Genomic DNA, 21,537 nt, shown 5'->3' with positions numbered 1-21,537 from the left:
TATTTACCTCTAATGCGGGCGCAAGCTACGGATCCGCATTTTACGGGTTGGTTTTCCCGTAATGAAAGACAGGAGAAAAAAATGACAGAAGTAACCGCCCGTTCGGAGAAAACGGCGCTGACGTCATCGGATACTCGTCGTCGCGTCTGGGCCATCGTCGGCGCTTCATCCGGTAATCTGGTGGAGTGGTTCGATTTTTATGTCTATTCGTTCTGCTCGCTCTATTTCGCCCACATCTTCTTCCCCTCCGGTAATAGCACCACCCAGCTTCTGCAAACCGCAGGCATTTTTGCCGCAGGTTTTTTGATGCGCCCAATCGGCGGGTGGATGTTTGGCTATATTGCAGATAAGCATGGCCGTAAAACTTCCATGCTGATTTCCGTCTGCATGATGTGCTTTGGCTCGCTCGTCATCGCCTGCCTGCCGGGTTATGACGTGCTTGGCACCTGGGCGCCAGCGCTGCTGCTGTTGGCGCGTCTGTTTCAGGGGCTTTCTGTTGGCGGCGAGTATGGCACCAGCGCCACTTATATGAGTGAAGTGGCAATAGAGGGACGTAAAGGCTTTTACGCTTCTTTCCAGTACGTCACGCTTATCGGCGGCCAGTTGTTGGCGCTGCTGGTGTTGGTTGTTTTACAACAGACGTTAACGGACAGCGATTTACGCGCCTGGGGCTGGCGTATTCCGTTTGCACTGGGCGCCGGGCTGGCGATTGTGGCGTTGTGGCTGCGTCGTTCGCTGGATGAAACTTCGCAGCAGGAGACGCGTGCGCTGAAGGAGGCGGGGTCGTTAAAAGGCTTATGGCGCAACCGACGCGCTTTTCTGATGGTGTTGGGTTTTACCGCCGCAGGTTCGCTGAGTTTTTACACCTTCACAACTTACATGCAGAAGTATCTGGTCAATACCGCCGGCATGCATGCTAATGTTGCAAGCGGCGTAATGACGGCGGCGTTATTTGTCTACATGCTGGCGCAACCGTTTTTTGGCGCGCTTTCCGATAAAATCGGCCGTCGTAACTCTATGATCTGCTTTAGCGTGCTCGCCACGCTCTGTACGGTGCCCATCCTCACCGCGTTGCAGCATGTCTCCTCGCCTTATGCCGCCTTTGGGCTGGTGATCCTCGCTCTGCTGATTGTCAGCTTTTACACCTCGATAAGCGGCATTTTGAAAGCAGAGATGTTCCCGGCGCAGGTGCGGGCTTTAGGAGTAGGGCTGTCTTATGCCGTTGCAAACGCGCTGTTTGGCGGGTCGGCGGAATATGTCGCCCTCTCGCTAAAATCGTTGGGCTCGGAAACCGCCTTTTTCTGGTACGTTTCGGTAATGAGCGCGATTGCGCTGCTGGTTTCGCTCAAATTGCACCGTAAAGGAAAGGGCATGCGGCTTTAATGTTCGGCTAACTGCCAGATTGTATAGCCGGTCGTCGCGCCGGCGACATCCCAGGCGAAATCCTTCCAGCTCCAGCCGCTGCCAGCCGGGCGGCTGTCCCAAAATTCTTTTGTTGCGCCAAGAGAAAGGGAGAACATGACACCCACGGCAGCGGCGCGATCGTGGCTTATTCCCTGACGTTGTGCAAACTCGTTTCCGGCAGCGGAAAGCATGGCGGAGGCGAGAAAATGCTGAGCTTTATCCTGACCCGACCAGGCATCCTGAGCCATATGGGTACAGCCAGTTAACAACATCGTGCTGATGAGCAAAAGAAAACGCATACAGCCTGTTCCAATAAAAAAGCCCTGACGGGCAGGGCTTTTCACTATAGCTGAAAGTTACAGAATGCGGCTAATCAGCCGGTCGATACGGATACGCCGTAAGCGGCGAATCAGCTTACGAACTTTTACCGGGTAATCCGCAATGCTTTGTAACTCACGGTAATGCTTCACGACTACCGTATGGGTGCGGATAAGCTCCAGCTCTTTATCGCGCATAGCAGCCAGTTGCTGCCTGGGATCGTGGATAAGAATGGCGTTTTCCAGGTCGAGCCGCCATGCGCGTGGGTTAAGGTTGTTGCCGGTAAGCAGCATCCATTCATCATCCACCCACATGCCTTTCAGGTGATAGCTATTATCTTCATCCTTCCATAAGCGCACCACCAGCTGTCCGCTGTTGACATAATACTGCAGGCGGCTTAAGAAACGGCGCAGGTTGATTTCATAGAGGTAGGGCAGCGCGCCAATGATTTTAAAAGGCTCATTCTCAGGAATATAGAAATCGTTAGCGGTTTTGTCGCCGACGATAATTTCTACCTGTTTGCCATCGCGCAGCAACTGGATAACGTTGCGTACCAAAACGGCAGGGAGGTTGAAATAAGGAGTGCAGATAACCAGCTTCTGATCCGCGCAAGGCATGAGATGGAAGATGGTTTTATTTAGCGGGCTGGATTTACCCAGCCCAACCAGCGGCGTCACCGCCAGTTGTTCGTTATCCGCATTCCCCTGAAAATGATACGCCGCATCGCGCAATTCCTGGCGAAACAGACGGATATCATTTTTGATTTCCGGACTCTTCGGGCGGCCCGGGTTGTCCAGACGGTTTACCGCACGGCCTGCAGCCAGATGCTGCTGCACCCAAAAGTACATCTGATCGGCAAGCTCTGCGTTACGGATCCAGTGATAGCGATCGTAACGGTATTTTTCATGCTGATGCAGATAAACATCATTCAGGCTGGCGCCGCTGTAAAACACGCCGTCATCAATAATAAAGCCTTTGTAATGCAGCACGCCCAGCGCTTCGCGGGTATTAACAGGAACGCCGTAAACCGGAATTTCGACGCCTGGATTTTCCTTCGCCATACGGCAATACCAGTCAGCGTTGGTATTCGATGCCGCCGCGCCGATACGTCCGCGCTGGGCGCGGTGCCAGTCGACCAGCACGCTCACTTCCAGTTCAGGACGCTGGCGCTTTGCTTCATACAGGGCGGAAAGAATGCCTTTGCCGCCGTCGTCTTGCTCAAGATAGAGCGCGACGAGGCAGATACGCTGGGTTGCCGCCGCGATTTTTTGCAACAGGGTTTCCCGAAAATCGGCGGGGGAAAAGTAAAACTCGACATCATCAACTGACTGAGAAAGCTTCGGTAGTTGGGCAAGGTGTTGTTGATGTTTGTTTCGTTTAAATTTAGACAACATCACAGTGCATATCTTCTCTGAATAGGATGGTCTTCTGCGCAAAACAGACGACAGAAGTGGACGATAATATCACTACTGTCCGGGAAAGTGGTCACTATTTCCAGCACCTTACTCACGACTCGGCTTCCTGCGACAGCGGTAATGTCAGGCCGACAATGCCATCTTCTAACTGAACATCCACCTTAAACCCGAGTTTTCTGGCCAGCGCCACCATGCCCCGATTATGCGGCATGGTAATGCCGTTTAACCGTTGCAGACCATGCTCGCGAGTATAAGCGATCAGCTTTTCCAGCAAACGGCGGCCCAGCCCAAGGCCTTTGAGATCCGAACGCACCAGTACCGCAAATTCCGCATCAATGTTATCCGGGTCTGATATGGCGCGCGTTACGCCAAGTATCTCCGCTTCGTCGCTTTGGTTGCGCACGGCGACGAAAGCCATTTCTCGATCGTAGTCGATCTGCGTCATGTTGGCTAAGTCATCGTGGGTAAATTCGTTGATCTCGCTAAAATAACGGTAGTAGAGATCCTCTTTTGTGACCTGAGCGATAAAGCGCTGCAATAGCGGTTCATCTTCGGGCAGGATGGGGCGGAACAGGCATCTTTCGCCGTTTTTCATTTCTACCCATTCTTCAAACTGATGCGGATAGGGGCGAACCGCCAGCCGTCCGTCCGGGTCGCCTGTGAAAGGCTTAATTTGTAGCGTAACGTCGAGTGCGGTGAACTCGCTGGCGGAGGCGAGCAGCGGGTGAATATCCAGCCGGTCAATCTCCGGACAGTCCACAATCAGGTTAGAAACCTGCACCAGTAGCTGACTCAACGCGGGAATATCAAGCGGGCGAAGCGCGCTGCGCCCGCGAACGTTGCCCTTTTTAATCGCCTGAATAACAAGATAACGCGCCAGGTTCATGTTAAGCGGCGGCAGCGCTACAGCGGCTTGTTCTTCAGGGCGCCACTCGACGCCGCCTTCGCCCAGCATAATCAGCGGTCCGAATACCTCGTCATGCTCCACCACAACCCGCAACTCCTGCGCGCCCGCACGGTTCGCCATGCTTTGCACCAACAGGCCGTGAATGCGCGCCTGCGGCCAGGTCATTTTTACGCGATCGAGGATAGCATCCGCCGCCTGTTGCACTTCTTTTGCCGTGCGCAGGTAAAGCATTACGCCCTGGACTTCCGACTTATGCGGAATATCCGGCGAGCGCAGCTTCAGCGCCACCGGGTAGCCAATCTGCTCAGCGATATGCACCGCTTCGGCGCTGTCGCTGGCAATCCAGGTCGGCAAAGTCTGTAGGCCGTAGGCCTGCAAAATGGGCTGCACTTCATGAGTATCAAGCCGGGTAGCCCCGTCTTCTAACGCCTGTTGCAGCAAGCGATGGGCATCGGCGGTATTGGTCGTAAGGTTGACGGGCAGGGCCGGGATCTCGCGCAGCTGTTTCTGATTGCGGCGATACTCCACCATATGCATAAAGGCGGTTATTGCCCCTTCCGGCGTGCGGTAAGTGGGAATGCCGGCATCGCTGAAGAGTCTTCGCGCTTCTTGCGAAGAGTGCTCGCCGCACCAGTTAGTGATGAGCGTAACGTACTTGCCGCGCGAATGGCGATTGAGCAGGTCTATAAGAGCGCGCGCGCTTTCGCTGCCCGGCGCTGCGGCGCTGGGAGAGTGAATGATCATCAACGCGTCGTAATCGTGGCTATCAAGCAGCGCTTCTATCGCTTTCAGGTAGCGCTCAGGCGTAGCGTCATCCCGTAAATCAAGGGGATTGGCAGGCTCAACGCCCGTCGGCAGCGCCGTTTTTAAACGAACAAGCGTCTCTTCCCCAGGCAGTGCCAGTTTGCCGTTGCGTAACCACAGTTCATCCAGCGCAAGCGCCGCCGGGGCCGCGCCGTTGCTGACAATCATCAGCCGTTCGCCGCGCAGCGGACGCATGTGGCTGAGCGTTTCAACGGCTGAAAAGAGCTCATGCGTGTCCTGAACGCGCAACAGACCGGCGCGCTGGATGGCGGCATCCCAGGCGGCGTCCAGCCCGGCAGGCGTACGAAGCAGATGGCGCGCCTGCGGGCTACGCCCGCTTTTAATCACAAGAATGGGTTTATTACGGGAAGCGCTACGGGCGGCGGAAACAAAACGCCGGGCGTCGCTCAGGTGCTCCAGGTAGAGCAAAATGGCGCTGGTTTTGCTGTCCCGCGTCAGGTAATCAAGCAGTTCGTCGACATCAATGTCCAGGCTATCACCAAGCGCGATAAAATAGGAGAACCCCATTTCGCGCTGCTGGGCCCAGTCGAGGATAGTGTTGGAAACGGCGGCGGACTGCGAAATAAACGCCAGCTTGCCTTTACGGATCGGCACCGGGGAAAAGCTGGCGTTCAGGCCCTGCCAGGGGGCGAGCAGACCAAGGCTGTTTGGCCCTAATAAACGCATCTGAAAACGCGCCGCGCAGGCCAGCAGTTCTGCGTGCTGCTCCGCAGGCGAAGAGAGAATAATGCAGGTCTTACAGCCTTTTTCTCCCAGCGCCTCCAGCAGCGTCAGGTTTCGCCTGGCATTGGTACACAGCACAGCGAGATCCGGCGTAAAAGGAAGGCTCGCCACATCGGGCCAGGCAAGGACGCCGCAAACCGCTTTCCAGGCGGGCGTCACTGGCAGTACCGGGCCGTTGAATCCGCCCGCCAGCAAATTGCGCATCATCAGATAACCCGCGCGATCCGGCTTCATCGACGCGCCCACCACGGCGATGGATTTCGGGCGTAGCAGTGCTTCCAGTCCACGTTGGCTCATCTTCTTCTCCGCAGGGCAAAGTGACCCGATGATTTTAAACGCTTTCTGTCGCTTCTGCTGTGACGCTTCCCTGATGGTGGGGTTTTCCCGCGAGATAGCGTTCGCGGAACAGCGCGAAATGGTCGCTGAGCCGTTTTGCCGCCGCCATGTCGTCGGCGAGATCGAGCAGGGCTACCGCGACCTCGGCGGTGCAGTATTGCCCCTCTGCATGCGCTTCACGCAGGCGATAGGCGGAAACGCGGGAAAGGTCGACCGAAATGACCGGCAACGCATCCAGATAAGGGCTTTTACGAAACATTTTCCGCGCCTCGGTCCAGGTGCCGTCAAGCATAATAAACAACGGCGGTTTGCTGCCAGCGGGCGGGGCGGTTAAGACTTCCCGGCCCGCATCGGCATAAGAAGCGGGAAAAACCACCATCGGCTGATAGTCAGGGTTAGTTACCAGATCAAGCAGCGCCTGAGGCGGCTCGGTGCGCGACCACTGAAAGGCCGCGGTGTCCGGCAAAACGTCGGCTATCAAGCGGCCGGTATTGCTGGGCTTCATTGGCTCGGTGTCAAACATCACCAGACAAAAGCGGCTGCGGGCCTGCGCGGGCTGCAGCGTTGCGCACAAACATTGCTTAAGCGGCAACAGACAGCGCTGGCAGCGGCAGATACGGTTGCCCCTGGCAAGAAAAGGACGGGTGGCGCGCGCGAGGCGCTCGGCGCGTAAGCGAAGAACAGCGTTGTCGGTCATGGAAGGCCTGGCAAAAACGCCATTGTCGCAGAGGGAAAAACGGGGCGCAAATTTTGCGCCCCGTTGCGGTTACACGGCTTCGTTGACGGCTTCGTTTAGCCAGGCGTCGAACGGCGCTTTGGGCACCGCGCCGTTGAGCATGTCAACGAGCTGGCCGTTTTTGAACATCATAATGGTCGGAATGCTGCGGATGCGAAAACGCGCGCTAAGCTCACGTTCCGCCTCGGTGTTGATTTTTACGAAGCGGATTTTACCGCTGCGCTCTTCAGCCACATCTTCAAAAATCGGCGCGAAGTTGCGGCAGGGGCCGCACCACGGGGCCCAGAAATCAACCACTACCGGCAGGTCGTCTTTCAACAGGGCGTCGAAAGTTTCGCTGGTGGCGTTGATAACCTCGCCATCAAACAGCTCATGGCCGCAGCGACCGCATTTCGCGCCATCTTCAAGGCGGTCTTCCGGAATGCGGTTAATAGCCTGGCAGGCGGCACAAACGGTATTCATAACAGACCTCTGGGAAACAGGTTTACAGGAACCGGCAGGGCATGTCGGTTATGTTTCAATATTGTTGCATATTATCTGAGAAGTTGTTTCCGGCGACCAGGTGTTTTATCCAATGAGTACAATAGTTATTAGCTTTTGCGCGAAGAACATGGCGCAGCGGGGATACATCGGGTAATCTTCGCGCTTCGCGCAGCGCTGGTGGAGAAAAGCATGAATGACGATTTAAAAGGTAAAGGCGGCAAAGTCAAAGTGATGTATGTTCGCGGTGACGACAATGCCGATAAACGTGGCGCGAATCCGCGCACCGGAAAAGGAGGCGGACGTCCGTCTGGCTCTGCCCGCGCTGAAGGCGGCCGCCGTGCGCCGCGCGACGAGAAAGGCGGCGCGCGCGACCGCGACCGCGACGCTTCACCATGGCGCACCGTATCCCGCGCGCCAGGCGATGATGCGCCGGCGAAACCCGATCACGGCGGCATCAGCGGTAAAAGTTTTATCGATCCGGAAGTGCTGCGCCGCCAGCGCGCCGAAGAGACCCGCGTTTATGGTGAAAATGCCTGTCAGGCGTTATTCCAGAGCCGCCCGGAAGCCATTGTCCGCGCCTGGTTTATCCAGAGCGTAACGCCGCGCTTTAAAGAGGCGCTGCGCTGGATGGCCGCTAACCGCAAGGCCTATCATGTGGTGGACGAAGCGGAGCTGGCGAAAGCGTCCGGCACCGAGCACCATGGCGGCGTCTGTTTTCTTATCAAAAAACGCAATGGCCTGTCGGTTAACCAGTGGCTGAGCAAGAGCGGCGAAGAAGATTGCGTTCTGGCGCTGGAAGATGTCGGCAACCCGCATAACCTCGGCGCAATCGTGCGCAGCTGCGCGCATTTCGGCGTGAAAGGCGTGGTGGTGCAGGATGCCGGGCTGCTTGAATCCGGCGCGGCGGTGCGCACTGCCGAAGGCGGCGCAGAGCATGTAGAAGCGATAACGGGCGACAGCTTTAACGACACGCTCGAGCAGTTCCGCCGCGCAGGTTACGCTATCGTTACCACTTCCAGCCACAAAGGCACGCCGCTTTTCCAGGCGCAGCTGCCGAAGAAAATGGTGTTGGTGCTCGGCCAGGAGCGCGAGGGGATTTCAGAAACCACGTTCGCTAATGCCGATCTGCGTCTCTCTATTGATGGCACCGGTAACGTTGAGAGCCTGAACGTCTCGGTAGCGACCGGCGTCCTGCTTGCCGAATGGTGGCGACAGAACAAAGCCTGATAAAAAAACGCCAGCGTAAGCTGGCGTTTTGCTATTCCGATTCGGCGGGCAGCGTCGGTTCCCAGTCGATGGGCTTCTGTCCATGCGCCGTCAGGTATTCATTGGTTTTAGCGAAATGGCCGCAGCCGAAGAAACCGCGATGGGCGGAAAGCGGAGACGGGTGCGGCGCCTGTAAAACATGGTGCCGCTGGCGGTCGATAATCGCGCCTTTTTTCTGCGCATGCGAACCCCAGAGCAGAAATACCACGCCTTCACGATGCTCGTTAATAAGCGAGATGACTTTATCGGTAAAGGTTTCCCATCCGAGATTCGCGTGCGAGTGCGCTTTACCCGCCTGAACCGTCAATACGGTATTGAGCAGCATGACGCCCTGACGCGCCCAGCTCTCCAGATAGCCATGCGTTGGGCGTTCAAAGCCCGGAATCGACTTTTCCAGCTCTTTATACATATTCACCAGCGAAGGCGGCGGCGCTACGCCCGGACGAACGGAGAAAGCGAGCCCGTGCGCTTGCCCCGGGCCGTGATAAGGATCCTGTCCAAGGATAACCACTTTTACGTCGCCCAGTTCCGTAAAGCGAAAAGCATTGAACACATCTTTTTGCGGCGGATAGATAGTTACGCCTGCTTCGCGCTCGGCGGCTACGGTGGTCAGGATGTTCTGGAAATAGGGTTTCTGTTTCTCTTCGGCCAGCACGTCGTGCCAGGTGAGTTTGTCTGCCATCTCGCTCTCCTGCGAATTTTCTTTCCCTAAGCTTAACTGCTTATTTCATCTGAACAAAATTTCCAGGAAGCCATAGGCTGGCCCCGGCGAAAATTTATATTATTTGCGCCGCTACGCCTGGCGCTTAAGTTGATGCAAAACAATTCCTTGGCTTCATAACCACGTTTCTCATGTGGTTTTTGTTGATTTTAATCAAAGAATAGTGCCCCGCTGTTGGTATATAAAACAACCTATCAACAATGGTTTTACCAATTAGCCAACGCTGGCTGATGATAATCAAAGACTAAGCCCATAGGGAGGCATCATATGATTAGGGGTATCCAGATCACTAAAGCCGCGAACGACGACCTGCTGAACTCTTTCTGGCTGCTGGACAATGAAAAAGGCGAAGCGCGCTGCGTTTGCGCGAAAGCAGGGTTTGCAGAAGATGAAGTCGTCGCCGTAAGCAAACTTGGCCAGTTTGAATACCGTGAAGTACCGATGGAAGTGAAGCCGGAAGTGCGCGTGGAAGGCGGCCAGCATCTGAACGTCAACGTACTGCGCCGTGAAACGCTGGAAGATGCCGTTAAGCATCCGGAAAAATATCCGCAACTGACCATTCGCGTTTCTGGTTATGCGGTGCGCTTTAACTCTCTGACGCCGGAACAGCAGCGCGACGTTATTGCCCGTACTTTTACAGAAAGCCTGTAATCTGCCGGACGACGAGGGGGCTCTTCGTCGGCAGCCATAAAAAAACCGCCTGTAAAAGCAGGCGGTTTTTTCTTAACAGGCGGTTACTCTTCGCCGCCCGTCGTCGCTGTCGCATTGGGTTTGCGACGCTTGCCGATATTTTTAGTATCGCGATGACGTTTTTTCACGCGCGGCTTCTCTTTTTCTTTCTCTTTTTTCTTCTCTTCGCGTTTTGCCAGCACTTTCTTCGACGGCTTGCCCTTGAGCTTTTCGCTCGGCGCGCGCGTTGTCGGGCGCAGTTCATCGATAACGCGCGCTTTCAGCGGCTCTTTGACATACCGCTCAACTTTGCCAAGCAGCAGATGGTCATGGGCTTCCACCAGCGAAATCGCGGTGCCTTTACGCCCGGCGCGGCCTGTACGGCCGATGCGGTGCAAATATGTATCCGCCGTGCGCGGCATGTCGAAGTTAAAGACATGGCTGACATCCGCAATATCGATGCCGCGCGCCGCCACGTCGGTGGCGATAAGTACGTTGACGCGACCATCGGTCAGGCGCTTAATCGCTTCGTTGCGCTTAGCCTGTACCATCTCGCCTTCGAGATAACAGGTATTGATGCCCGCTTCACGCAGCCAGCCCGCCAGTTCATGCACGCGCTCGCGCTTGCGCACGAAAACGATAGAACGGCTGACGTCCGGCTGTTTTAACAGATGGACCAGCAGAGCGGTTTTATGTTGAACATCATCCGCGCGGTAATACCACTGATGGATCTTCTTACGTTCGCGAACAGAAGGGGTGGCGGAAACTTCAACCGGATCTTCCAGCAGACGCTCAGCGAAATCTTTAATCGCTTCCCCTTCGAGCGTGGCGGAAAATAGCATGGTTTGCTTACGCCAGCGCGTTTCGCCAGAGATGTGTTCGATATCCTGCGCGAAACCCATGTCCAGCATGCGGTCCGCCTCATCGAGGATAAGCGTTTCCACGGCGCGGCAGTCGAAATTCTCTTCTTTAATGTATTGCAGCAGGCGGCCGGTGGTCGCGACGACGATATCCTGGTTTTCGCTGAATACTTCGGCGTGGTTCATATACGCAACGCCGCCAGTGATCGTAGCGATATCGAGATGCGTGTGAGCGGCGAGCTCGCGGGCGTGCTCGGCAACCTGCATAGCCAGCTCGCGGGTTGGCGTCAGGATGAGAATACGCGGTGGTCCCGATTTTTTACGGGGAAAGTCCAGCAGATGCTGCAACGCCGGCAACAGATAAGCTGCCGTTTTACCGGTGCCTGTCGGCGCTGAACCCAGCACATCACGCCCTTCGAGCGCAGGCGGAATAGCGGCGGCCTGAATGGCCGTGGGACGAGAAAAACCTTTATCCTGGAGGGCGTCCAGAAGGCTTTCATCAAGTTCAAGTTCGGAAAAAGTGGTTACAGTCATTTTCTACCTCAGTGTGGGCCGCCGATTATAGACGTTCAGCCTGTAATGTTCATCCCTTTCCAGGGAGAACCGCTTCCCCGGGACGTCGCTTTCCCCTATGCTACAGCGGTTTTGTTAGCAGGTAGTGAAGATGTCTGAGCCAAAAGCCCCGCTGCGCCGTAACGGATTTACGTTTAAACAGTTCTTTATTGCACACGATCGCTGCGCGATGAAAGTCAGTACTGACGGTATCTTGCTGGGTGCGTGGGCGCCCGTCGCCGGCGTGACGCGCATTCTTGATATCGGCGCAGGAAGCGGATTGCTCGCCCTGATGCTGGCCCAGCGTACGCCGCAAAGCGTACAAATTGAAGCGGTGGAACTGGATGCCGAAGCCGCAGCGCAGGCCCGTGAAAACGCGCAAGCCTCGCCGTGGGCGCAACGCCTTGCCATCCATACTGCGGACGCGCTGGCCTGGTCGCAGCTGCAAACGCAGCGCTATGAGCTTATCGTCTGTAATCCTCCTTATTACGAAAAGGGGGTTGAGTGCGCAACGCCGGCCCGCGAGCAGGCGCGCTATACGACAACGCTCGACCATACCGCTTTGCTGAACTGCGCGGCGCAGTTAATCACAGAAGAAGGTTTTTTTTGCGTCATCCTTCCCGTAGAGGTGGGTGAGACGTTCAGTCGACAGGCGATAACACAGGGTTGGCACCTTCGGCTGCGTACGGATGTCGCTGAAACGCCGGAGCGGTTGCCGCACCGCGTGCTGCTCGCTTTTTCACCCTTTCCGGGCGAAAGTTTTACCGACAGGTTGATTATCCGTGGGCCAGACCACCATTATTCCGAGGCTTATTGCGGCCTGACCCAGGATTTCTATCTGTTTATGTGAACCAGCGGCGAAAGTATGGAAGGACCGGAGTCGGGCAGGGCATCAGGGTAGTCGAGCGTGTAATGCAGCCCCCGGCTCTCTTTGCGCATCATCGCGCAGCGCACAATAAGCTCTGCCACCTGAACCAGGTTTCGCAATTCCAGCAGGTTGTTGGAAACACGGAAATGGGCGTAATACTCGTCGATTTCCTGCTGAAGCATGGTGATGCGGCGTAATGCCCGCTCAAGCCGTCGGGTGGTTCGCACGATGCCAACGTAATCCCACATAAAAAGCCGCAGCTCGTGCCAGTTATGCTGAATAACCACCAGCTCGTCCGGGTTTTCCACGCGGCTTTCGTCCCATGCGGGCAACGCTTTCACCCCGCGCACATAAGGCATACGCTTGTTTATATCTTCGGCGGCTGACCAGCCGTAAACCAGGCACTCCAGTAAAGAATTTGACGCCATGCGGTTAGCGCCGTGCAGCCCGGTGTAGGTCACTTCGCCAACAGCATACAATCCGTCGACATCCGTGCGGCCATGCTCATCCACCATCACGCCGCCACAGGTATAGTGCGCTGCAGGCACCACGGGAACCGGATCGGTAGTGAGATCGATGCCAAGGCCCAGCAGCTTTTCGTAAATGGTGGGGAAGTGGTGGCGGATAAATTCAGCAGGTTTATGGCTGATATCCAGATACATGCAGTCCGCGCCGAGGCGTTTCATCTCATGGTCAATCGCGCGGGCGACGATATCGCGCGGCGCAAGCTCGGCGCGCTCGTCAAAGTCAGGCATGAAACGACTGCCGTCCGGCCGCTTAAGCCAGGCCCCTTCGCCGCGCAGCGCCTCGGTAAGCAAAAAATTCCTCGCCTGAGGATGGAAAAGCGCGGTGGGGTGAAACTGGTTAAACTCCAGATTCGCCACCCGGCAGCCTGCGCGCCACGCCATGGCGATGCCATCGCCGGAGGCGATGTCCGGGTTAGTGGTATATTGATAAACCTTAGAGGCGCCGCCGGTCGCCAGCACTACCGCTTTTGCCCGGCAGGTTTCCACCCGCTCTTTATTGCGATTCCAGACCCAGGCGCCCACCACGCGGCGCGTGCCGGGCAGCCCGATTTTATCGGAAATAATTAAATCAACGGCGTTGCTGCGTTCAAGAATACGGATGTTGGGATGGCTTAGCGCCTGACCGACCAGCGTGGTTTCTACGGCTTTGCCGGTGGCGTCCGCAGAGTGCAGTATGCGTCGATGGCTGTGGCCGCCTTCGCGCGTCAGGTGATAGCTTGCTTCGCCATTGGGCTGAATTTCAGTATCAAACAGCACGCCCTGGTCGATAAGCCATTGAACGCAGTGGCGCGCGTTGCTGGCCACGAATTCCACCGCTTCGCGATCGCAGATGCCTGCGCCTGCAATCAAGGTGTCTTCAACATGGGAGGCGATACTGTCGGTTTCATCAAACACGGCGGCGATGCCGCCCTGGGCGTAAAAGGTCGAGCCTTCGCTCACCGGGCCTTTACTTAGCACAATAACCTGATGCTGCTGCGCCAGACGAAGCGCCAGTGAAAGTCCCGCTGCGCCGCTCCCGACAATCAGCACGTCACAATGAAGGTCTGTAGTCGTGTTCATGATGCTGTGTTTAATTTACTAAACAAGGTTGAGCCAGCATAGCACCCTGGCTTTAAAAAGCGCACGCTTTTTTTATAAATGGTTGCAGATGCTGAACAAGAGGATGTTGAAGAACAGTGACAAGCGTAAATCTCGCAAGTTGGCCTGTTTTGCCGCGCTTCGCACACTTCTGGATTAAAAGATGAAATAAAAGCAGGGTTGCGTTACTCTGCAAACGCCCTGTGCGGCATATTACGGTGCGTAACAGCCCCTTTTTTCCGGGCGGAACATATAATGAATGAGAAAGCGCTTTCCGCAAAACAGAGCACAAAAACAAAGGCGTAACGGAACTATGCGGAGGACCGACACTCTAACCGTCTGCTTGCTCATAAGTGCAGAGTTCGGGTGGCGTTTCGATTACGCGTGGAAATTAGGTTTGGGGAGACATTACCTCGGATGAGCGAGCAGTTAACGGATCAGGTCCTCGTCGAACGGGTCCAGAAGGGAGAACAAAAGGCGTTTAATTTACTGGTGGTCCGCTACCAGCATAAAGTAGCGAACCTGGTTTCCCGGTATGTTCCCTCAGGCGATGTTCCTGACGTGGTGCAAGAGTCTTTTATCAAAGCCTATCGCGCACTGGATTCCTTTCGTGGTGATAGCGCTTTCTATACGTGGTTGTACCGTATCGCCGTCAACACGGCGAAAAATTATCTGGTAGCTCAGGGGCGTAGGCCGCCTTCCAGCGACGTGGACGCCAACGACGCGGAAAACTTCGAAAGTGGCAGCGCGCTGAAAGAAATTTCGAACCCTGAGAACTTAATGTTGTCTGAAGAATTGAGACAAATTGTTTTCCGTACCATTGAGTCACTCCCGGAAGATTTACGCATGGCAATAACGTTACGGGAGCTGGATGGCCTGAGCTATGAAGAGATAGCGGCTATCATGGATTGCCCGGTCGGTACGGTGCGCTCCCGTATTTTCCGTGCTCGGGAAGCTATTGATAATAAAGTTCAACCGCTTATCAGGCGTTGACGATAGCGGGATACTGGAAAAGGTATTAGGCATGCAGAAAGAACAACTTTCCGCTTTGATGGACGGGGAAACACTGGATAGCGAGTTGCTCAATGACTTGTCGAAAGACGAGGCATTGCAGCAAAAATGGGAAAGCTATCATCTCATTCGCGACACGCTGCGCGGTGATACGGGCGAGGTCATGCACTTCGACATTTCCGCGCGCGTTATGGCGGCGATTGAAAACGAACCGGTTCGCCATGCAGCCCCGCTTATCCCTGAATCACAACCAACTCCCCACCAATGGCAAAAAATGGGTTTCTGGCAGAAGTTGCGCCCCTGGGCGAGCCAGATTACTCAGGTTGGCGTAGCGGCTTGCGTATCGCTGGCAGTGATCGTCGGCGTCCAGCACTATAACAGTACGCCGGACGCAAGTACGGCGCAGCCGGAAACGCCCGTCTTCAACACCTTGCCGATGATGGGTAAAGCCAGTCCTGTTAGCCTCGGCGTGCCGTCAGAGAGCACCGCCAGCACGGGCCAACAGCAGCAAGTGCAGGAGCAGCGTCGCCGCATAAACGCAATGCTTCAGGATTACGAACTGCAGCGTCGTTTGCACGCTGAACAGCTCCAGTTTGAGCAGGCGCAAACACAGCAGGCTGCTGTGCAAGTGCCAGGAAACCAGACTTTAGGAACGCAATCGCAGTAATGAAGCAACTTTGGTGCGCCATGTCCCTTGTGGCTGGCAGCCTGTTCTTCTCTGTCAGCGCCTCGGCGGATGCTTCGTCAGAGGCGCTGTTGCAGCAAATGAACCTGGCTAGCCAGTCACTCAATTACGAGTTAGCTTTTATCAGCATTAACAAGCAAGGCGTGGAGTCGCTCCGCTATCGCCATGCTCGTCTTGATAACAAACCGCTGGCTCAACTTCTGCAGATGGATGGACCGCGCCGTGAAGTCGTACAGCGTGGTAACGAAATCAGCTACTTCGAGCCGGGACTCGAACCGTTCACGCTTAACGGCGACTATATTGTCGATTCGCTGCCGTCATTGGTGTATACCGACTTCCGTCGTCTGGCTCCGTATTATGATTTTATCTCCGTAGGCCGAACCCGCATCGCCGACCGGCTTTGTGAAGTTATCCGCGTGGTGGCGCGCGACGGAACGCGTTACAGCTACATTGTCTGGATGGATACGCAGAGCAAGCTGCCGCTGCGCGTCGATTTGCTGGACCGTGATGGCGAGACGCTGGAACAATTTCGCGTGATTTCATTTACCATCCAGGATAAGCCCGGCACAATGATGCAAAATCTGGCGCAGGCCTCTTTGCCGCCGTTGCTGTCGGTTCCCGGCTCGGAGAAAGTGACGTTCAACTGGGCGCCAGCCTGGCTGCCGCAGGGCTTTTCTGAAGTCTCCAGCAGCCGTCGCTCCTTGCCGACGATAGATATGCCGGTCGAATCCCGGCTCTATTCCGACGGCTTATTCAGTTTCTCGGTCAACATTAATCGCGCCAGCAGCACCAGCGCAGAACAGATGTTGCGTACCGGGCGGCGTACGGTCAGCAGCGAAGTGCGCGACAACGCGGAAATTACCGTGGTCGGCGAACTGCCGCCGCAAACCGCTAAGCGTATCGCCAGCAGTATTAAATTCAAGGCAACACAATGATTAAAGAATGGGCCACGGTGGTATCGTGGCAGGCCGGCGAAGCCGTTTTAAGCTGTGACGTAAAGGCATCTTGCAGCAGTTGCGCTTCCCGCGCGGGCTGCGGCACGCGCGTGCTGAATAAGCTTGGCCCGCAGACGACGCACTACATCACCGTACCGAGCGAAAAACCGTTAACGCCAGGGCAAAAAGTTGAATTAGGCATTGCGGAAAGCAGCCTGCTCGGCTCAGCGCTGCTGGTTTATATGTCGCCGCTTGCGGGGCTGTTTATTATGGCCGCGGTTTTTCAGACGCTTTTCGGCAGCGACATCGCTGCGGCGTGCGGCGCGGCGCTTGGCGGCGTGGGCGGATTTTTGCTGGCGCGTGGTTTTTCACCGACATTGAGCTCGCGGGAATCCTGGCAGCCCGTCATCCTGAGCGTGGGCTTGCCGCCTGATGTTTTGCGTGTTGAAACCCCTTCCTCTGAAAGCCGGTAATCGCCGGCTTTTCTTTTTGTTACCGCTCGGTTTATCGCAGCATTAAGTTGCGACTATGCTTGCAGGATGAGCATTTCCCCGCTTTCTGGTTGTAGTGTAGAATGCAGCGTTTCAGGCAGAAGACAGCCACTATTATCAGGCTCAGTACAGCGCGTTGCGCGAGGCCTCCAGAGCATTTTTAAGGCACAAAAATCTCACTATATGAAGAACATACGCAACTTTTCCATCATAGCTCACATTGACCACGGTAAGTCGACGCTGTCTGACCGTATTATCCAGATTTGCGGTGGCCTCTCCGACCGCGAAATGGAAGCGCAAGTGCTTGATTCAATGGATCTCGAACGTGAACGCGGCATTACAATCAAAGCGCAAAGCGTCACGCTTGATTATAAAGCCTCTGATGGCGAGACCTATCAGCTGAACTTTATCGATACCCCAGGCCATGTCGACTTTTCTTATGAAGTCTCTCGCTCGCTGGCCGCGTGTGAAGGCGCGCTGCTGGTGGTGGACGCCGGTCAGGGCGTGGAAGCGCAAACGCTGGCTAACTGCTACACCGCCATCGAAATGGATCTGGAAGTTGTGCCGGTGCTCAACAAAATCGACCTGCCGGCGGCCGATCCTGAGCGCGTAGCGGAAGAGATTGAAGATATCGTCGGCATAGACGCTACCGACGCCGTGCGCTGCTCGGCGAAAACCGGCGTGGGCGTTCAGGATGTGCTGGAACGTCTGGTGCGCGACATCCCGTCGCCGGAAGGCGACCAGGACGCGCCGCTGCAGGCGCTGATTATCGACTCCTGGTTCGATAACTACCTTGGCGTGGTCTCGCTGGTGCGTATTAAAAACGGTACCCTGCGCAAAGGCGACAAGATCAAAGTCATGAGCACCGGACAGACCTATAACGCAGATCGTCTGGGCATCTTCACGCCGAAGCAGGTTGATCGTACTGAACTGAAATGCGGCGAAGTAGGTTGGCTGGTTTGCGCCATCAAAGACATTCTCGGCGCGCCGGTAGGCGATACCCTGACGCAGGCGCGAAACCCGGCGGATAAAGCGCTGCCGGGCTTCAAAAAAGTGAAGCCGCAGGTTTATGCGGGCCTGTTCCCGGTCAGCTCTGACGACTACGAAGCTTTCCGCGACGCGCTCGGCAAGCTGAGCCTGAACGACGCCTCCCTGTTCTATGAGCCGGAAAGTTCTACCGCGCTGGGCTTCGGCTTCCGCTGCGGCTTCCTCGGCCTGCTGCACATGGAGATTATCCAGGAGCGTCTGGAGCGTGAATACGATCTCGACCTCATCACCACGGCGCCGACCGTAGTGTATGAAGTGGAGATGACAAACAAAGAAGTGGTTTACGTCGACAGCCCGTCCAAGCTTCCGCCGTTGAATAACATCAACGAGCTGCGCGAGCCGATTGCTGAATGTCATATGCTGCTGCCGCAGGAATACCTCGGCAACGTCATTACACTGTGCGTGGAAAAACGCGGCGTGCAGACCAACATGGTTTACCACGGCAATCAGGTTGCGCTGACGTATGAAATTCCGATGGCGGAAGTGGTGCTCGACTTCTTCGACCGCCTGAAGTCCACCTCGCGCGGCTATGCGTCGCTCGACTATAACTTCAAACGCTTCCAGGCATCCAACATGGTGCGTGTGGACGTGCTTATCAACGGCGAGCGCGTCGATGCGCTGGCGCTCATCACCCACAACGATAACGCGCCGTACCGCGGTCGCGAGCTGGTGGAAAAGATGAAAGAGTTGATTCCGCGTCAGCAGTTCGATATCGCGATTCAGGCGGCTATCGGCAACCATATTATTGCTCGCTCCACGGTAAAACAGCTGCGTAAAAACGTTCTGGCAAAATGCTATGGCGGTGACGTAAGCCGTAAGAAGAAACTGTTGCAGAAACAGAAAGAAGGTAAGAAGCGTATGAAGCAGGTCGGCAACGTCGAACTGCCGCAGGAAGCGTTCCTCGCCATTCTGCATGTTGGTAAAGACAGCAAATAACCTAAGGAGTTGGCATGGCGAATATGTTTGCCCTGATCCTCGTGATTGCCACGCTGGGCACGGGCATCTTGTGGTGTCTGGATAAATTTGTCTTCGCACCAAAACGCCGCGAACGACAGGCGGCGGCGCAGGCTGCCTCTGGCGGAGAGCTGGATACCAAAACGCTGAAAAAAGTCGGCCCGAAACCGGGCTGGCTGGAAACAGGCGCGTCCATCTTCCCGGTGCTGGCGATCGTGCTGATCGTGCGCTCGTTTATCTACGAGCCTTTCCAGATCCCGTCGGGCTCTATGATGCCGACGCTGCTGATCGGCGATTTTATCCTGGTGGAGAAATTCGCTTACGGCATTAAAGATCCGATCTATCAAAAAACGCTGATCGAAACCGGTCATCCGAAGCGTGGGGATATCGCGGTCTTTAAATATCCGGAAGATCCGCGTCTGGATTACATTAAACGCGTGGTAGGGCTGCCGGGCGATAAAGTCAGCTATGATCCGGTCGCCAAGCAGGTGACTATCGAGCCGAACTGCAGTTCCGGCCAGGCTTGCGGCAGCGCGCTGCCAGTCACCTATTCCAATGTGGAACCAGGCGATTTTGTGCAGACTTTCTCGCGTCGCAACGGCGGGGAAGCCAGCAGCGGCTTCTTTAACGTGCCGAAAAACGAAAGCCGTGAAGGCGGCATTCGTCTGACTGAGCGTAAAGAGACGCTGGGTGACGTGACGCATCGCATTTTGATGGTGCCTATCGCGCAGGATCAACTGGGTATTTACTTTCAGCAGCCGGGCCAGCAGTTAGGCAGCTGGATTGTGCCGCCGGGTCACTATTTCATGATGGGTGACAACCGCGACAACAGCGCCGACAGCCGTTACTGGGGCTTTGTGCCGGAAGAAAATCTGGTCGGAAAAGCAACCGCCATCTGGATGAGTTTTGAGAAGCAGGAAGGCGAATGGCCAACCGGCGTTCGACTGAGCCGTATTGGCGGAATCCATTGATCAATTAAATCCATTCAGACTAACGACATCCCCTGTCGTTCTGTATAGAATATTCCCCCGAGTTTTCAGGTTGGCTCCCGTAAGGGAGCCACGGCACACGAAACAGCTTTGATTCCTTTTCAGCCCTGTTCCCTGTGCTGCATTGTTGACGCATTCATTAATTGGTATCGCATGAACCCCATCGTAATTAATCGGCTGCAGCGAAAGCTGGGCTACACTTTTCATCATCAGGAGTTGTTGCAGCAGGCGTTAACCCACCGCAGTGCCAGCAGCAAGCATAATGAGCGTCTGGAGTTCCTGGGTGACTCCATTTTGAGTTTCGTCATCGCGAATGCGCTCTATCATCGCTTTCCGCGCGTAGATGAAGGCGATATGAGCCGCATGCGTGCGACGCTCGTACGCGGCAATACGCTGGCGGAAATCGCTCGCGAATTTGAACTGGGCGAATGTTTGCGCCTTGGGCCGGGCGAGCTGAAAAGCGGCGGTTTTCGTCGTGAATCGATTCTTGCCGATACCGTAGAAGCGCTGATTGGCGGTGTTTTTCTCGACAGCGATATTCAGACCGTCGAGCGCCTTATTCTCTCCTGGTATCAAAAGCGTCTGGACGAAATCAGCCCGGGCGATAAGCAAAAAGATCCGAAAACCCGCCTGCAGGAATATTTGCAGGGGCGCCATCTGCCGCTGCCTTCTTATCTGGTCGTGCAGGTGCGTGGTGAAGCCCACGATCAAGAATTTACTATCCACTGCCAGGTCAGTGGCCTGAGTGAACCGGTGGTTGGCACGGGTTCCAGCCGCCGCAAGGCGGAGCAGGCTGCCGCCGAACAGGCGCTGAAAAAACTGGAGCTGGAATGAGCGAAGAACAAACCTATTGCGGATTTATCGCCATCGTTGGTCGTCCGAACGTTGGCAAATCCACCCTGCTGAACAAGTTGCTTGGGCAGAAAATCTCTATTACCTCCCGCAAAGCGCAGACCACGCGTCACCGCATTGTCGGCATCCATACCGAAGGCCCGTACCAGGCTATCTATGTTGATACCCCGGGTCTGCATATGGAAGAGAAGCGCGCCATCAACCGGTTGATGAACCGTGCGGCGAGCAGCTCAATCGGCGATGTCGAACTGATTATTTTCGTGGTTGAAGGCACGCGCTGGACGCCGGACGACGAAATGGTGCTCAACAAGCTGCGCGACGGCAAAGCGCCGGTTATTCTCGCGGTGAATAAAGTCGACAACGTACAAGAAAAAGCCGATCTGCTGCCGCATCTGCAGTTCCTGGCAAGCCAGATGAACTTTCTCGACATTGTGCCGATTTCTGCTGAAACAGGCATGAACGTAGACACCATCGCTGGCATCGTGCGCAAACATCTGCCGCAGGCGATTCACCATTTCCCGGAAGATTACATTACCGACCGCTCGCAGCGCTTTATGGCCTCTGAAATCATCCGTGAAAAGCTGATGCGTTTTCTTGGCGCTGAACTGCCTTACTCGGTGACGGTGGAAATCGAACGTTTCCAGAGCAACGAGCGCGGCGGCTATGACATCAACGGCCTTATCCTGGTGGAGCGCGAAGGGCAGAAGAAAATGGTGATTGGCAACAAAGGCGCCAAAATCAAAACCATCGGCATTGAAGCGCGTAAGGATATGCAGGAGATGTTCGAAGCGCCTGTTCACCTTGAACTGTGGGTGAAAGTGAAATCGGGCTGGGCCGATGACGAGCGCGCGCTGCGCAGTCTCGGTTATGTAGACGACCTGTAAGG

The 21,537-nt window shown here is 55.6% G+C and carries 21 protein-coding genes; 13 read left to right on the top strand and 8 right to left on the bottom strand.

Annotation, left to right across the window (positions count from 1 at the left end):
- Window positions 1–81: 81 nt before the first annotated feature.
- A complete protein-coding gene (locus ACU4F7_RS16990; protein WP_029593645.1) occupies window positions 82–1,383 on the top strand; it encodes an MFS family transporter in 1,302 nt (433 codons plus the stop codon).
- On the opposite strand, the gene ACU4F7_RS16985 is transcribed toward ACU4F7_RS16990, so the two are convergent.
- The 5 genes from ACU4F7_RS16985 to trxC all read right to left on the bottom strand — a co-directional run bounded on the left by ACU4F7_RS16985 (window position 1,380) and on the right by trxC (window position 7,126).
- Window positions 1,380–1,703, bottom strand: coding sequence for a YfiM family lipoprotein (locus tag ACU4F7_RS16985; protein ID WP_029593644.1), 324 nt, complete (start codon window positions 1,701–1,703; stop codon window positions 1,380–1,382). The two genes, ACU4F7_RS16990 and ACU4F7_RS16985, sit on opposite strands and share 4 nt — an antisense overlap.
- Before the next feature lie 57 nt (window positions 1,704–1,760).
- On the bottom strand, window positions 1,761–3,116 hold the full coding sequence (pssA, locus tag ACU4F7_RS16980; RefSeq protein WP_029593643.1) for a CDP-diacylglycerol--serine O-phosphatidyltransferase: 1,356 nt from the start codon (window positions 3,114–3,116) through the stop codon (window positions 1,761–1,763).
- A gap of 112 nt (window positions 3,117–3,228) precedes the next feature.
- Complete coding sequence (locus ACU4F7_RS16975) at window positions 3,229–5,889, bottom strand: bifunctional acetate--CoA ligase family protein/GNAT family N-acetyltransferase (protein ID WP_481637402.1); 2,661 nt, start codon at window positions 5,887–5,889, stop codon at window positions 3,229–3,231.
- A gap of 34 nt (window positions 5,890–5,923) precedes the next feature.
- The gene (locus ACU4F7_RS16970) at window positions 5,924–6,625 is read right to left on the bottom strand and encodes a tRNA-uridine aminocarboxypropyltransferase (protein WP_481637401.1); all 702 of its coding nucleotides are present in this window, start codon (window positions 6,623–6,625) and stop codon (window positions 5,924–5,926) included.
- A 69-nt stretch (window positions 6,626–6,694) separates the two neighbouring features.
- Window positions 6,695–7,126, bottom strand: coding sequence for a thioredoxin TrxC (gene trxC, locus ACU4F7_RS16965; protein ID WP_029593640.1), 432 nt, complete (start codon window positions 7,124–7,126; stop codon window positions 6,695–6,697).
- A gap of 210 nt (window positions 7,127–7,336) precedes the next feature.
- Here trxC and ACU4F7_RS16960 point away from each other — a divergent pair, with 210 nt between their 5' ends.
- Complete coding sequence (locus ACU4F7_RS16960) at window positions 7,337–8,374, top strand: tRNA/rRNA methyltransferase (RefSeq protein ID WP_481637400.1); 1,038 nt, start codon at window positions 7,337–7,339, stop codon at window positions 8,372–8,374.
- A 31-nt stretch (window positions 8,375–8,405) separates the two neighbouring features.
- Here ACU4F7_RS16960 and ung read toward each other — a convergent pair whose 3' ends face one another.
- The gene (gene ung, locus ACU4F7_RS16955; RefSeq protein ID WP_024556603.1) at window positions 8,406–9,095 is read right to left on the bottom strand and encodes a uracil-DNA glycosylase; all 690 of its coding nucleotides are present in this window, start codon (window positions 9,093–9,095) and stop codon (window positions 8,406–8,408) included.
- Window positions 9,096–9,401: 306 nt separating this feature from the next.
- Between ung and grcA the strand changes: the two genes are divergently transcribed.
- On the top strand, window positions 9,402–9,785 hold the full coding sequence (gene grcA, locus ACU4F7_RS16950; protein WP_481637399.1) for an autonomous glycyl radical cofactor GrcA: 384 nt from the start codon (window positions 9,402–9,404) through the stop codon (window positions 9,783–9,785).
- A gap of 83 nt (window positions 9,786–9,868) precedes the next feature.
- On the opposite strand, the gene srmB is transcribed toward grcA, so the two are convergent.
- Window positions 9,869–11,197, bottom strand: coding sequence for an ATP-dependent RNA helicase SrmB (srmB, locus tag ACU4F7_RS16945; RefSeq protein WP_029593638.1), 1,329 nt, complete (start codon window positions 11,195–11,197; stop codon window positions 9,869–9,871).
- Window positions 11,198–11,327: 130 nt separating this feature from the next.
- Here srmB and trmN point away from each other — a divergent pair, with 130 nt between their 5' ends.
- Window positions 11,328–12,065 carry a tRNA(1)(Val) (adenine(37)-N(6))-methyltransferase TrmN gene (trmN, locus tag ACU4F7_RS16940; protein WP_481637398.1) on the top strand — a complete coding sequence of 246 codons (738 nt, stop codon included), beginning with the start codon at window positions 11,328–11,330 and terminating at the stop codon, window positions 12,063–12,065.
- Here the strand turns inward: trmN and nadB are convergent.
- A complete protein-coding gene (gene nadB, locus ACU4F7_RS16935) occupies window positions 12,050–13,669 on the bottom strand; it encodes an L-aspartate oxidase (protein ID WP_029593636.1) in 1,620 nt (539 codons plus the stop codon). The two genes, trmN and nadB, sit on opposite strands and share 16 nt — an antisense overlap.
- A gap of 277 nt (window positions 13,670–13,946) precedes the next feature.
- Between nadB and rseD the strand changes: the two genes are divergently transcribed.
- The 9 genes from rseD to era all read left to right on the top strand — a co-directional run bounded on the left by rseD (window position 13,947) and on the right by era (window position 21,535).
- A complete protein-coding gene (gene rseD, locus ACU4F7_RS16930; RefSeq protein WP_125454270.1) occupies window positions 13,947–14,108 on the top strand; it encodes a rpoE leader peptide RseD in 162 nt (53 codons plus the stop codon).
- The gene (rpoE, locus tag ACU4F7_RS16925; protein ID WP_024553705.1) at window positions 14,105–14,680 is read left to right on the top strand and encodes an RNA polymerase sigma factor RpoE; all 576 of its coding nucleotides are present in this window, start codon (window positions 14,105–14,107) and stop codon (window positions 14,678–14,680) included. Before rseD ends, rpoE begins: the two co-directional genes overlap by 4 nt.
- A 31-nt stretch (window positions 14,681–14,711) precedes the next feature.
- Window positions 14,712–15,365: an anti-sigma-E factor RseA gene (gene rseA / locus ACU4F7_RS16920; RefSeq protein WP_481637397.1), complete on the top strand. Its 654-nt coding sequence runs from the start codon at window positions 14,712–14,714 to the stop codon at window positions 15,363–15,365.
- Window positions 15,365–16,318, top strand: a complete 954-nt coding sequence (gene rseB, locus ACU4F7_RS16915; RefSeq protein ID WP_024556609.1) for a sigma-E factor regulatory protein RseB — start codon at window positions 15,365–15,367, stop codon at window positions 16,316–16,318. The genes rseA and rseB overlap by 1 nt, the downstream gene beginning before the upstream one ends.
- Window positions 16,315–16,791 carry a SoxR-reducing system protein RseC gene (gene rseC, locus ACU4F7_RS16910; protein WP_029593634.1) on the top strand — a complete coding sequence of 159 codons (477 nt, stop codon included), beginning with the start codon at window positions 16,315–16,317 and terminating at the stop codon, window positions 16,789–16,791. Before rseB ends, rseC begins: the two co-directional genes overlap by 4 nt.
- Window positions 16,792–16,992: 201 nt before the next feature.
- Window positions 16,993–18,792 (top strand): translation elongation factor 4, encoded by a 1,800-nt coding sequence (lepA, locus tag ACU4F7_RS16905; RefSeq protein ID WP_029593633.1) that lies wholly within the window; start codon window positions 16,993–16,995, stop codon window positions 18,790–18,792.
- Window positions 18,793–18,806: 14 nt separating this feature from the next.
- Window positions 18,807–19,781, top strand: a complete 975-nt coding sequence (lepB, locus tag ACU4F7_RS16900) for a signal peptidase I (protein ID WP_024558784.1) — start codon at window positions 18,807–18,809, stop codon at window positions 19,779–19,781.
- Window positions 19,782–19,952: 171 nt separating this feature from the next.
- The gene (rnc, locus tag ACU4F7_RS16895; RefSeq protein WP_024558783.1) at window positions 19,953–20,633 is read left to right on the top strand and encodes a ribonuclease III; all 681 of its coding nucleotides are present in this window, start codon (window positions 19,953–19,955) and stop codon (window positions 20,631–20,633) included.
- Entirely contained in the window at window positions 20,630–21,535 is a 906-nt protein-coding gene (gene era / locus ACU4F7_RS16890; protein ID WP_024558782.1) for a GTPase Era, read from the top strand. Before rnc ends, era begins: the two co-directional genes overlap by 4 nt.
- Window positions 21,536–21,537 lie beyond the last annotated feature (2 nt).

The sequence above is a fragment of the Franconibacter pulveris genome, from assembly GCF_056780215.1.
Note: the sequence above shows the minus strand (reverse complement) of the source record. Positions and strands in the feature narration are given on the sequence as shown.

What these genes read in the sequence shown, in the direction of transcription:
- ACU4F7_RS16990 (WP_029593645.1), top strand. Translation starts at nt 82, where the DNA reads ATGACAGAAGTAACCGCCCGTTCGGAGAAAACGGCGCTGACGTCATCG.
- ACU4F7_RS16985 (WP_029593644.1), bottom strand. Translation starts at nt 1,703, where the DNA reads ATGCGTTTTCTTTTGCTCATCAGCACGATGTTGTTAACTGGCTGTACC.
- pssA (WP_029593643.1), bottom strand. Translation starts at nt 3,116, where the DNA reads ATGTTGTCTAAATTTAAACGAAACAAACATCAACAACACCTTGCCCAA.
- ACU4F7_RS16975 (WP_481637402.1), bottom strand. Translation starts at nt 5,889, where the DNA reads ATGAGCCAACGTGGACTGGAAGCACTGCTACGCCCGAAATCCATCGCC.
- ACU4F7_RS16970 (WP_481637401.1), bottom strand. Translation starts at nt 6,625, where the DNA reads ATGACCGACAACGCTGTTCTTCGCTTACGCGCCGAGCGCCTCGCGCGC.
- trxC (WP_029593640.1), bottom strand. Translation starts at nt 7,126, where the DNA reads ATGAATACCGTTTGTGCCGCCTGCCAGGCTATTAACCGCATTCCGGAA.
- ACU4F7_RS16960 (WP_481637400.1), top strand. Translation starts at nt 7,337, where the DNA reads ATGAATGACGATTTAAAAGGTAAAGGCGGCAAAGTCAAAGTGATGTAT.
- ung (WP_024556603.1), bottom strand. Translation starts at nt 9,095, where the DNA reads ATGGCAGACAAACTCACCTGGCACGACGTGCTGGCCGAAGAGAAACAG.
- grcA (WP_481637399.1), top strand. Translation starts at nt 9,402, where the DNA reads ATGATTAGGGGTATCCAGATCACTAAAGCCGCGAACGACGACCTGCTG.
- srmB (WP_029593638.1), bottom strand. Translation starts at nt 11,197, where the DNA reads ATGACTGTAACCACTTTTTCCGAACTTGAACTTGATGAAAGCCTTCTG.
- trmN (WP_481637398.1), top strand. Translation starts at nt 11,328, where the DNA reads ATGTCTGAGCCAAAAGCCCCGCTGCGCCGTAACGGATTTACGTTTAAA.
- nadB (WP_029593636.1), bottom strand. Translation starts at nt 13,669, where the DNA reads ATGAACACGACTACAGACCTTCATTGTGACGTGCTGATTGTCGGGAGC.
- rseD (WP_125454270.1), top strand. Translation starts at nt 13,947, where the DNA reads ATGAGAAAGCGCTTTCCGCAAAACAGAGCACAAAAACAAAGGCGTAAC.
- rpoE (WP_024553705.1), top strand. Translation starts at nt 14,105, where the DNA reads ATGAGCGAGCAGTTAACGGATCAGGTCCTCGTCGAACGGGTCCAGAAG.
- rseA (WP_481637397.1), top strand. Translation starts at nt 14,712, where the DNA reads ATGCAGAAAGAACAACTTTCCGCTTTGATGGACGGGGAAACACTGGAT.
- rseB (WP_024556609.1), top strand. Translation starts at nt 15,365, where the DNA reads ATGAAGCAACTTTGGTGCGCCATGTCCCTTGTGGCTGGCAGCCTGTTC.
- rseC (WP_029593634.1), top strand. Translation starts at nt 16,315, where the DNA reads ATGATTAAAGAATGGGCCACGGTGGTATCGTGGCAGGCCGGCGAAGCC.
- lepA (WP_029593633.1), top strand. Translation starts at nt 16,993, where the DNA reads ATGAAGAACATACGCAACTTTTCCATCATAGCTCACATTGACCACGGT.
- lepB (WP_024558784.1), top strand. Translation starts at nt 18,807, where the DNA reads ATGGCGAATATGTTTGCCCTGATCCTCGTGATTGCCACGCTGGGCACG.
- rnc (WP_024558783.1), top strand. Translation starts at nt 19,953, where the DNA reads ATGAACCCCATCGTAATTAATCGGCTGCAGCGAAAGCTGGGCTACACT.
- era (WP_024558782.1), top strand. Translation starts at nt 20,630, where the DNA reads ATGAGCGAAGAACAAACCTATTGCGGATTTATCGCCATCGTTGGTCGT.